This is a genomic window from Nesterenkonia sp. YGD6 (assembly GCF_022565895.1).
Taxonomy (GTDB): Bacteria; Actinomycetota; Actinomycetes; order Actinomycetales; family Micrococcaceae; genus Nesterenkonia.
Genome location: NZ_JAJOYY010000002.1, coordinates 226,518 through 237,575, shown reverse-complemented (window position 1 = coordinate 237,575; position 11,058 = coordinate 226,518). Strand labels below are relative to the sequence as shown.

At 67.1% G+C, this 11,058-nt stretch carries 9 protein-coding genes; 2 read left to right on the top strand and 7 right to left on the bottom strand.

Annotated features, from left to right (window positions below):
- Nucleotides 1-117: 117 nt before the first annotated feature.
- The gene (locus LTI14_RS04505) at nt 118-1,350 is read left to right on the top strand and encodes an MFS transporter (protein WP_241475927.1); all 1,233 of its coding nucleotides are present in this window, start codon (nt 118-120) and stop codon (nt 1,348-1,350) included.
- 106 nt (nt 1,351-1,456) lie between these two features.
- On the opposite strand, the gene LTI14_RS04500 is transcribed toward LTI14_RS04505, so the two are convergent.
- The 6 genes from LTI14_RS04500 to eat form a co-directional block, all read right to left on the bottom strand.
- A complete protein-coding gene (locus LTI14_RS04500; protein ID WP_241464941.1) occupies nt 1,457-2,737 on the bottom strand; it encodes an ammonium transporter in 1,281 nt (426 codons plus the stop codon).
- Nucleotides 2,738-2,898: 161 nt separating this feature from the next.
- Nucleotides 2,899-3,675: a 3-oxoacyl-ACP reductase gene (locus tag LTI14_RS04495; protein ID WP_241475926.1), complete on the bottom strand. Its 777-nt coding sequence runs from the start codon at nt 3,673-3,675 to the stop codon at nt 2,899-2,901.
- A gap of 75 nt (nt 3,676-3,750) precedes the next feature.
- The gene (locus LTI14_RS04490) at nt 3,751-5,109 is read right to left on the bottom strand and encodes an aldehyde dehydrogenase family protein (RefSeq protein WP_241475925.1); all 1,359 of its coding nucleotides are present in this window, start codon (nt 5,107-5,109) and stop codon (nt 3,751-3,753) included.
- Entirely contained in the window at nt 5,106-5,927 is an 822-nt protein-coding gene (locus LTI14_RS04485) for a gamma-glutamyl-gamma-aminobutyrate hydrolase family protein (protein WP_241475924.1), read from the bottom strand. Before LTI14_RS04485 ends, LTI14_RS04490 begins: the two co-directional genes overlap by 4 nt.
- Nucleotides 5,908-7,254, bottom strand: a complete 1,347-nt coding sequence (locus LTI14_RS04480) for a glutamine synthetase family protein (protein ID WP_241465102.1) — start codon at nt 7,252-7,254, stop codon at nt 5,908-5,910. The genes LTI14_RS04485 and LTI14_RS04480 overlap by 20 nt, the downstream gene beginning before the upstream one ends.
- 93 nt (nt 7,255-7,347) lie before the next feature.
- Nucleotides 7,348-8,781, bottom strand: coding sequence for an ethanolamine permease (gene eat, locus LTI14_RS04475; RefSeq protein WP_241475923.1), 1,434 nt, complete (start codon nt 8,779-8,781; stop codon nt 7,348-7,350).
- A 193-nt stretch (nt 8,782-8,974) separates the two neighbouring features.
- Here eat and LTI14_RS04470 point away from each other — a divergent pair, with 193 nt between their 5' ends.
- A complete protein-coding gene (locus tag LTI14_RS04470; protein WP_241475922.1) occupies nt 8,975-9,691 on the top strand; it encodes a FadR/GntR family transcriptional regulator in 717 nt (238 codons plus the stop codon).
- A gap of 90 nt (nt 9,692-9,781) precedes the next feature.
- Here LTI14_RS04470 and ftsY read toward each other — a convergent pair whose 3' ends face one another.
- A complete protein-coding gene (gene ftsY / locus LTI14_RS04465) occupies nt 9,782-10,981 on the bottom strand; it encodes a signal recognition particle-docking protein FtsY (RefSeq protein WP_241475921.1) in 1,200 nt (399 codons plus the stop codon).
- Between the last annotated feature and the right edge of the window lie 77 nt (nt 10,982-11,058).

The window sequence follows — 11,058 nt, the reverse complement described above, 5'->3', positions numbered from 1 at the left end:
TCGTGATGAAGTGCTCCCATCGTGCCATGGGATCGAAGACCGGCGGAGGGAATGGTCCTGGGGTTCGTTGCGTTGAGCAACGAGGATGACCGGTGGCATAAGGACAGGAGCGGCTCAATGACACGTGAGGTGAAGACCGGGATCCCTCCTGAGCTGAAGGTGATGATCGTCTCGGCCTTCGTGATCGCGATCGGCTTCGGCATCGTGGCGCCGATCCTGCCGCAGTACGCCTCGGACTTCGGGGTCTCCGCCATGGCCGTCTCGGCCGTGGTCTCGGCCTTCGGGCTCTTCCGGCTGCTCTTCGCGCCGGCCTCCGGGAAGCTCACCCAGTGGTTGGGGGAGACCCCGGTCTACGTGATCGGGCTGCTCATCGTGGCGGTGTCCATGATCGCCACCGCGTACGCCCCAAGCTATGAGCTGCTGCTGCTCTTCCGGGCGCTCGGCGGCATCGGCTCGACCTTCTTCACCGTCTCGGCGATGACGTTCCTGGCTCGGAAGTCCCCGCCCACGATCCGCGGCCGGGTCTCCGGCGCCTACGCCTCGGCGTTCCTGTTCGGCAGCGTCGCCGGTCCGCTCATCGGCTCGGGACTGCTGGTCTTCGGCCCTCGGGTGCCCTTCCTGGTCTACGGAGGGGCCTTGGTGGTGGCGGCGGCGATCGTGTTCATCATGCTTCGCCAGTCCCGGCTGGAGGACCGTGGTCGCAAGGAAGATCGAGAGACGGTCACCCTGGCCGAAGCCTGGCAGCACCGCGGATACCGTGCGGCGCTGACCGCCGGCTTCGCCAACGGATGGGCGACCTTCGGGCTGCGCAACTCCGTGGTGCCGCTCTTCGCCGCCACCGCCTTCGTCGGTTCCGGATGGATGCTGGATTCCAGCCAGCTCGCAGGAGTCGCGCTGGCCACGTTCGCCGCCGGCAACGTGGCAGCCGTGCTGCTCTTCTCGCGCCGGTCAGATCGGTATGGACGACGACGTCCGATCATCCTCGGGCTTCTCATCTCGGCGCTCGCCACGGGTCTTCTCGGTCTGGCGCCCAGCCCGCTGATCCTGCTGCTGCTCAGCGTGATCGCAGGGGTGGGCACCGGGCTGATGAACCCCGCCCAGCAGGCGGCGATCGCCGACATCGTCGGTTCGGGGCGCAACGGGGGATCGGTGGTGTCGACCTTCCAGATGACGCAGGACTTCGGCGCGATCATCGGACCGCTGCTGGCGGGGTTCCTGGTGGACCAGCTCGGCTACGCCTGGGCCTTCGGCGTCACCGGGGTGATCCTGATGTTCGGCGCCCTGGCCTGGACTCAGGCTCCGGAGACCTTGGAGGCCGAGGAAGAGTCGGCTGAGACAGTGCAGCCCTGAGGCGCTGCTGCTGAATCCACTCAAGAGCCTGGGTCCGGTTGACCGAGCGAGATGCTCGATGAACCGGACCCAGGCTCTTGAAACGAAGCGGTGACCTAGGAGGCCGTCACTCGCGCGGTGCGCCAGCGGGGCTCTTGCTGGAACCGTTGATGGTCTCGAAGATGTAGGCATCTTCGTCGTGCTCGGAGCGGTCGATGCCGAGGGTCTCGACATCCGAGGTGACGCGGAATCCGATGGTGGCGTGGATGGCGTAGGCGATGATCGCGGTCATCACCACGGTGAAGACCAGAGTCACCAGGACAGCCACGACCTGCGAGCCCATGAGGCCCAGACCGCCGCCGTAGAACAGGCCGGAGCGTTCGCCGTCGATCAGTTCGGCGCGGCCCAGCAGACCGATGGCGACGGTGCCCCAGAGGCCGGCGACGAAGTGCAGGCCGACCACGTCGAGCGTGTCGTCGAAGCCGAGCTTGTACTTCAGGCCGACTGCCAGGTAGCAGAGGAACCCGGAGACGGCGCCGATGATGATGGCGCCGACCGGGTCCACGTGGGCACAGGCGGGAGTGATGGCCACCAGGCCGGCCACGATGCCCGATGCGGCGCCGAGGGCGGTCGGCTTCTCGCCGCGGATGCGCTGGGTGAGGAGCCAGACCACCAGTGCCGATGCGGGGGCAAGGAGGGTGTTGACCCAGATGAGTCCTGCTTCGCCGGCCTCCGTGGCTGCGCCGCCGTTGAAGCCGAACCAGCCGAACCAGAGCAGCGAGGCGCCCAGCAGCACGAACGGGGTGTTGTGGGGGCGGTGTGATTCGCGTTCGGTGAAGTTGCGACGCTTGCCCAGGATCAGTGCAAGGACCAGAGCGGCGAGGCCGGCACACATGTGGACCACGAGCCCGCCGGCGTAGTCGACTGCCTCACCGACAGCGTCGCCCACGGCGCCGCCCTCGACGAGGAGTCCACCATCGCCCCAGACCATGAAGGCCAGCGGGCAGTAGACCAGGGTGACCCAGATGGGCACGAAGACCATCCAGGCGGAGAATTTGGCGCGGTCAGCGATCGCGCCGGAGATCAGGGCCGTGGTGATGATGGCGAAGGTGGCGCCGAAGCCGATGCCGATCAGTTCCTCCGGTGCTTCTGCGAGGGTGCTGTAGAGGCCGAAGTCAGTGGCTGGATTGCCGAACAGGCCGCCGACGGACTCTCCACCTGCGATGGCGGAGCCCCAGAGGGCCCAGACCACGCCGACGAGTCCCATGGCCGCGAAGCTCATCATCATCATGTTGATGGCGGACTTGGCCTGAGACAGACCGCCGTAGAAGAAGGCCAGTCCGGGTGTCATGAGCAGCACGAGTCCGCTTGCCACAAGCACCCAGACGTCTAGTGATCCAAGTTCCATGTGTCCCTCCAGGAAACATCAATTCATCGGTGAACTTCACCGATGCGAGCTGATCTCAATGGTGACTGGCTCGTGTTTCACCGGGCGCGCCGTGATGTTTCAGAAAGGTTAAAGCTTTCCCCGCGGAGGGCAGGGGAGAGCCCCCGCCGCAGCCTTCACGCTCAGAACGGCGTGACGTAGGCTCCCGAGATGCCGCCGTCGACCAGGAACGTGGAGGCGGTCATGAACGAGGAGTCATCGCTGGCCAGGAAGGCCACGGCCGCGGCGAGCTCTTCGGGCTCGGCGAAGCGGCCCAGCGGCACGTGCACGAGGCGGCGAGCCGCCTTTTCGAGGTCCTTGGCGAACAGTTCCTTCAGCAGCGGCGTGTTGACCGGTCCGGGACAAAGGGCATTGACGCGGATGCCCTGGCGGGCGAACTCCACTCCCAGTTCACGGCTCATCGAGAGGACGCCACCTTTCGATGCGCTGTAGGAGATCTGCGAGGTGGCCGCGCCCATGACGGCGACGAAGGATGCGGTGTTGATGATGGAGCCCCTGCCCTGCTTCTGCATATAGGGAATCGCATATTTGCAGCAGTGGTAGACCGAGGTGAGGTTGACGTCCTGGACCCTGCGCCAGGCGTCGATGCCGGTGTCCAGGATGGACGCGTCGTCGGGCGGGGCGATGCCGGCGTTGTTGAACGCGATGTCCACGCTGCCGAAGGCCTCATGGGTCTGCGCGTAGAGGTCCTGGACCTCCTCCGGGTTGGTGACGTCGACCTTGACGAACAGGCCTCCGAGCTCCGCGGCGGCCTGCTCCCCGGCGACCGCGTCGACGTCGGCGATGACGACGCGTGCTCCTTCGGCGGCCATGCGGCGGGCACTGGCGAGACCGATGCCGCTGGCGCCCCCGGTGATGACGGCGCTGCGGTCGACGAGACGACGGGCGTTGATCTGCATGGGACTCCTTGATTGAGGGTCATCTGCTGAAGTTCTCAGTTGATGAGGTGTTCGGCTGCGCGGTCACGCAATCGGTCAGCTGCTGGAGATGAAGACGTTCTTGGTCTCGGTGAAGGCCTCGGCGGCGTCGGGCCCCAGCTCCCGTCCGAAGCCCGATTGCTTGAACCCTCCGAAGGGAGTCCAGTAGCGCACCGAGGCGTGGGTGTTCACCGAGAGGTTCCCGGCGTCGACCCCGCGGGAGACCCGCAGGGCGCGTCCCACGTCACGGGTCCAGATGGAGCCGGAGAGGCCGTAGTCGGTGTCATTGGCCAGGCGGATCGCCTCGGCCTCATCCTCGAAGGGGACCACGGCGATGATCGGTCCGAAGATCTCCTCGTTGAAGACTCGGGAGTCGGCAGAGGGAGTGAGCACGGTCGGCGGGAACCAGAATCCGGGGCCGGTGGGGGCTGACCCCTGGAAGGCGATGGGGGCGTCGTCGTCGAGGTAGGCGGCCACCGAGTCGCGGTGGGCGGCGGAGACCAGCGGACCCATGGCGGTCTGCTCCAGGCTCGGATCGCCGCAGTGGAAGTCGCGCACGGCAGGCTCCAGCAGCTCCAGATACCGATCCAGGACCGAGCGCTGCACCAGCACCCGGGAACGGGCGCAGCAGTCCTGGCCGGCGTTGTCGAACGCGCCGCCGGGAGTGGCGGCGGCGGCCTGGTCCAGGTCGGCATCGGCGAAGATGATGTTGGAGTTCTTCCCACCCAGCTCCAGGGTCAGGCGCTTGACCTGGTCCGCGCAGCCAGCCATGATCCGCTTGCCCACCGCGGTGGAGCCGGTGAAGACGACCTTCCGGACGTCCGGGTGGGTCACGAAGCGCTCACCGACCACGGAGCCCTTGCCCGGCAGCACGGTGAAGACGTCCTCGGGCAGTCCGGCCTGCAGGGCAAGCTCGCCCAGCCGGATGGCGGTCAGCGGGGTGATCTCCGCGGGCTTGAGCACCACGGTGTTTCCTGCCGCCAGGGCTGGCGCGAAGCCCCATGCGGCGATCGGCATAGGGAAGTTCCAGGGCACGATCACCCCGATCACGCCCAGCGGCTCGTGGAAGGTCAGGTTGACCCCTCCCGGGGTGGGGATCTGACGACCGGAGAGCCGCTCGGGGGTTCCGGAGTAGTAGGTCAGGACGTCACGGACGTTTCCGGCCTCCCAGCGGGCGTTGCCGATGGTGTGCCCGGCGTTGCGCACCTCCAGGGCGGCGAGATGTTCCAGGTCGGCGTCCACCGCGTCGGCGAAGCGACGCAGCAGTCGCGCCCGGTCCGCCGGCTCCACGGTGCGCCAGGTGAGGAACGCGCGCTGGGCGCGGGCGATGGCGGCGTCGGTCTCCTGCAGCGAGACCAGCTCGATGGTCTCGATGATCTCTTCGGTCGTGGGATCGACGATCTGGGTCACGGTCATGGGTGCAGTGCGTCCTCTCGGTGCTGGTCAGGGTGGGCGCCGGGTCCCCGATGTGGGTCTTGGGGGGCGTCTCGCCGCTCGGCGAAGCGCCGGGCCACGTCGATGAAGCCCTCGAAGAGCCGAGCATCCTTGCGGTTCTCCTCGGGGTGGAACTGGACCCCCAGGGTCCAGGCCTCCGTGGTGGTCTCCACGGCCTCGATGGTGCCGTCGGCGGCGCGGGCGGTGACGACCAGGCCCTCCGCCACCTCATCCAGGGCCTGATGGTGGTAGCACGGCGACTGGGCGCTCGCGCCGAGCAGCTGCGCGCACCGGCTGCCCGGCTCGGTGGTGAACTGGACCCTTCCGTACAGGCCGGGTCCGGGCTGGTACTGCTCGGCGTCGGGGTTGACGTCGGGCAGGTGTTGGATCAGGGTCCCACCCAGCGCGACGTTGAGGATCTGAGCGCCCCGGCAGATGGCGAACAGCGGCAGGCCCCTCTCCAGGGCTGCCCGGGTCAGCGCGATGTCGTGTTCATCCCGGCTGGGCTGGGAGGAGGTGCGTTCGTGCCGGTCGGCGCCGTAGATGAGCGGATCCACGTCGACGCCGCCGATCACGATCAGCCCGTCCATCAGCTCCAGCACCGAGGTGTCGGTGCCCACCGGGGGCAGCAGCACAGGGGTTCCCCCGGCCGCCGCGACGCCTTCCACGTAGGACCCGGGCACGATCGCCGCCACCGAGTTCCAATCGCCCCACGAGCCCTCCTGGTAATACGTGGTGAGCGCGATCCGGGGTCGCCGGCGCGGCGCCGACGAAGAATCCCTAGAGCCGCTCGAAACCACGGTGCAGCTCCCAGTCGGTGACGGCGGACTCGAAGGCTTCCAGCTCCACATCGGCGTAGTGGACGTAGTGCTCGACCACATCCTCGCCGAAGACCTCGCGGGCAAGTGCCGAGTCGGCGAGCAGGTCGCGGGCCTCTCTCATCGCCGTGGGCACGACCTGTGCGTCGGACTCATAGGCGTTGCCCTCCATCATGGGTTCCAGCTCCAGCTGGTGCTCGATCCCGTAGAGGCCTGAGGCCAGCATCGCTGAGAGTGCCAGGTAGGGGTTGACGTCGCCGCCGGGGAGACGGTTCTCCATCCGGGCGGACTGGCCGGTGCCGACCAGGCGCACCGCACAGGAGCGGTTGTCGATGCCCCAGGCCACCGAGGTGGGGGCGAAGCTGCCCTTGGCGAAGCGCTTATAGGAGTTGATGTTCGGGGCGTAGAAGATGCAGAGTTCGCGCATGCCCTTGAGCACCCCGGCGATGAAGTAGTCGTAGGTGGCGCTGCGGGCGTCCTTCTCCTCATCCCAGAAGCTCAGTTCGCCGTCGAGCCCGCGCAGCGACATGTGGATGTGGCAGGAGCTGCCCTCACGCTCGTTGGGCTTGGCCATGAACGTGATGGACTTGCCCTGCTGCTGGGCGATCTGCTTCGAGGCCAGCTTGTAGACCACGTGGTTGTCCGCCGTGACCAGTCCCTCGTCGAAGCGGAAGGCGATCTCGTGCTGACCGAAGTTGCACTCTCCCTTGGCGCTCTCCACCGTCATCCCGGCGGTGTACATGGCGTTGCGGATCTCGCGCAGCAGCGGCTCGACCCGTTGGGAGCCCAGGATGTTGTAATCGACGTTGTATCGGTTCGCCGGGACCAGGCTCTGGTAGTTGGAGTCCCAGGCGTCCTCATAGCTGGTGTTGTAGACGCAGAACTCGAGCTCCGTCCCGGTGAGCATCTGGTAGCCCATCTCCCGAGCGCGGTCGAGCTGACGGCTCAGCATGGCCCGCGGGGACATCGGGATCAGCTGGCCGTCATGGGCGGTGAGGTCACACTGGATCATCACCTGACCCGGGTTGTGCGGCATCCGCCGGATGGTGTCCAGGTCCATGGCGAAGCTCATATCCCCGTAGCCGGCCTCCCAGCTGCTGATCGCATAGCCGCCGGGGGTGTTCATCTCGGTGTCCACGGCCAGCAGGTAGTTGCACCCCTCGGCTCCCTCTTCGAGCATCGAGTCCAGGAAGAACTGGGCGTGGCAGAGCTTGCCCTGCAGCCGGCCCTGCATATCGGTGAAGGCCAGCACCACGGTGTCGATGCGCCCTTCGGTGATCTCCTGGCGCAGCCCAGGGACGGTGAGCATTCGATCGTTGCGGGGATGCTTGGGCGATGTCGTCACGGGATCTGATCCTTGGGTTGCAGGGGTGATGGCAGGGGCGTGGGTGACCGGTCGGGCTCAGTTCAGCGTGGAGTCTGCGTCCTTGACCCGGGCGAACTCTTCCTCCGGTGCGTTGGCGACCACGCGATGGCGGCTGTAGAACCAGAAGTAGGCGAGGAAGGCCAGGAACACCGCGGCTGTGATGGAGGCCGCGAAGACATCGACGAGGAAGGTCGCGATCACCGCCACCACGGCCAGGACGAGCGCGACGCCGGTGGTGACCACCCCGCCGGGGGTGCGGTAGGCCCGCGGGAGGTCGGGCTCGCGCAGGCGCAGCACGATGTGGGAGAGGTTGAGCAGCACATAGGACACGGTGGCCCCGAAGACCGCGATGTTGATCAGCAGGCCTCCGTCCCCGGTGGCCGCCGCCAGCACGAAGCCGATGGTCCCCGGCACGATCAGCGCGACCCACGGGGTCCGGCGCTTCCCGGTCAGTGAGAGCCAGCGGGGCAGGTAACCGGCGCGGGAGAGTGCGAAGAGCTGCCGGGAGTAGGCGTAGATGATGGAGAAGAAGCTGGCGATCAGTCCCGCGAGTCCGGCGTAGTTGACGATGCTCGCCATCACGCTGTCGGGGCCGGCGACGGCGCGGATCGCCTCGGGCAGCGGATTGTCGGAGGTGCTCATCGACTCTGCGCCTGCCGCCCCGGGGACCAGGACCAGCATCAGCGCACCGGTGACCAGCAGGATCAGCATCGCCACGATGATGCCGCGCGGCATGTCGCGCTTCGGATCGGTGGTCTCCTCGGCGGCCAGCGGCACGCCTTCGATCGCCAGGAAGAACCAGATCCCGTAGACCAGCGCCGCCATCGCTCCGGCGTAGCCCATCGGCAGGAACGCACTGGCTCCCACGGCGTCGTTCGGGACGATGTCGAAGAGGTTGGCGGCGTCGAAATGCGGAACCAGGGCAATGACGGTGACCACCAGGGCGAGCACGGCGATCGCGGTGATGCCGAACATCAGCCGCAGCGCCTCACCCACTCCGTAGAGGTGGATGCCCACGAACACCACATAGGCCGCCAGGTAGACGGGCCAGGAATTGGTCATGCCGAACAGGCCCAGTGCCTCGATGTAGCCGCCGATGAAGGTGGCGATCGCGGCCGGCGCGACCGCGTACTCGATGAGCACCGCGACACCGGTCGCGTAGCCGCCGAGCGGGCCGAGGGCCCGCCGGGCGAAGCCGTAGCCGGCGCCTGCGGTGGGCAGCGAGGAGGACATCTCGGCGAGGCCGAAGACCATGCAGGTGTACATCACGCCCATGAGCACGAAGGCGATCAGCAGACCGCCCCACCCGCCTTCGGCCAGACCGAGATTCCATCCCGCGAAGTCCCCGGAGATGACGTATGACACGCCCAGGCCTGCCAGCAGGATCCACCCCGCGGCTCCGGTCTTGAGCCGGCGATGCGCCATGTAGCTGGAATCAGCGAGGAATGACCTGCTCTTGTCATGTGGCATGGCTGTCCACCTCTTGTGGATTCGACCCGACGGGGGAGACCATCAAAGGACTGATTTCAGTCCATGGTGCTGTGCGGAATCCTGACAGCTCTCCCCCGGGGCGTCAAGAGGTGGACTCCCATGTCGTAACCCCGCGCGGGGGAGCCCGTAGGCTGAGGCCAGAGCCAGTGCGTGAGCCGGAACGGAGGACCAAATGACGGCGGCAGACTTCGGGAACCCCTATTCGGTGCTGCGTCCGGTGCGTTCAGGAAATACGTTCGAGGAGACGATCGAGCATCTGCTCCAGGCGATCCGGGTCGGACTCTTCCCCCCGGGACAGAAGCTGCCCCCGGAGCGGGAACTGGCCGGGCACCTCGGGGTCTCCCGCGCAACCCTGCGCGAAGCCCTCGCTGAGCTGCAGCAGGCAGGCTTTCTCGACGTCCGTCGGGGTCGCTACGGCGGGACCTACATCCTGGAGGCGCCGAGCGCCACGCCGCAGGGCGTAGAACACATGGATCCCCTGCAGCGCCGCGACGTGCTGGTCTTTCGCGCGGTGCTCGAGCCGGCCGCCGCGGAGCTGGCGGCCCAGGCAGACCTCTCCGCCTCGGCGCGCGAGCACCTTCAGGGTTGTCTCTCAGATCTGGAGCGCGCCGATCGGTCCAGCTATCGCGCCCGTGACGCTCGGTTTCACATCGCGGTCGCCGAGCTGAGCGGGTCCCCGTCGCTCATCACCGCCGTGACCGACACCCGGGCGCGGGTGAGCGCGCTGCTGGATGAGATTCCGCTGCTGCCGGCGAATCTCGAGCATTCGAATCAGCAGCACCTGGCGATCACCACGGCCATCCTGGCCGGTGACGGGTCCGGGGCGAAGTCGCTGATGATCGATCACCTGGAGGGCACCGCCTCGCTGCTGCGCGGATTCCTCAGCTAGGCGGCTTCGCGGATTCCGCAGGCGGAGGACCGCTGAGGTGCAGCGCCTGCCGAGGGTCAGCGGGCGCTGATGGTCAACGGGCGCTGATGATCAGTGGTCCTCGAGCAGCGCGGCGACGAACTCGGCGGCGTCGAAGGGTGCGAGATCGTCGGGACCCTCACCGAGTCCGATGAGCTTCACCGGGACGCCGAGCTGGCGCTGGATGGCGACCACGATGCCGCCTCGAGCGGTGCCGTCGAGCTTGGTCAGCACGATGCCGGTGACGTTGACGACCTCGGAGAAGACCTTGGCCTGGTTCAGGCCGTTCTGACCGGTGGTGGCGTCGAGGACCAGCAGGACCTCGTCGACGGCGGACTTCTTCTCCACCACACGCTTGACCTTGCCGAGTTCGTCCATCAGGTTGGACTTGTTCTGCAGCCGGCCTGCAGTGTCGATCATGACCACGTCGGCTTCGAGCTCGATCCCCTTGTCCACGGCCTCATAGGCCACCGACGCCGGGTCAGCGCCTTCGACGTCGGACTTCACCGTCGGCACGCCCACCCGGTGACCCCAGGTGCTCAGCTGTTCGGCGGCGGCTGCGCGGAAGGTGTCGGCCGCTCCGAGGAGCACGTCCTTGTCCTCGGCGACCAGCATCCGGGCCAGCTTGCCCACCGTGGTGGTCTTGCCGACGCCGTTGACGCCGACGACCATGATGACCGCGGGACGACCCTGCGCCGTCACCGTGAGTCGGCGATCAAGGGTGGGATCGACCAGGGTAGTCAGCTCTTCGGTGAGCATCGCCTTGACCACGACCGGGTCCTTGGTGCCTTCGACCTTGACCCGTTCGCGGAGCCTGTCGACGAGCTCCATGGTGGGATCGGTGCCGAGGTCCGCCATCAGCAGGACCTCTTCGATCTCTTCCCAGACGTCCTCGTCGATCTCGTCGCGAGACAGCAGCGCAAGCAGCGACTTGCCGAAGATGTTGTTGGACTTGACCAGCCGGGCGCGCAGCCTGGCCAGACGTCCGGCCACCGGTTCGGGGGTCTCGACGGTCGGTTCAACGACCGTCGGCTCCTCCACCAGATCGACGCCGCCGCCCAACTCGGGCTCTGCGACGTCCGGGCGGTCTTCCGCGGGGGCCTCAAGGGTCCCGACGCCGCCGGACGGGATGTCATCGGGGTCGCGCTGGGTCAGGTATTGCTCACGCTTGTCCTTGGGCAGCAGCTTCCCGCCCTGCACCAGGAAGAATCCCAGGGTGCTGAGCAGAATCACGGCAAGAACGATGAACAGAATCAGTACGTCAAAATCCACGCGCTCAGTCTGTCACAGACCTGCGGACCCGGCGGCCAGGACCCACGCGGACGACCACCTCCTGCGAACCTTCAGGA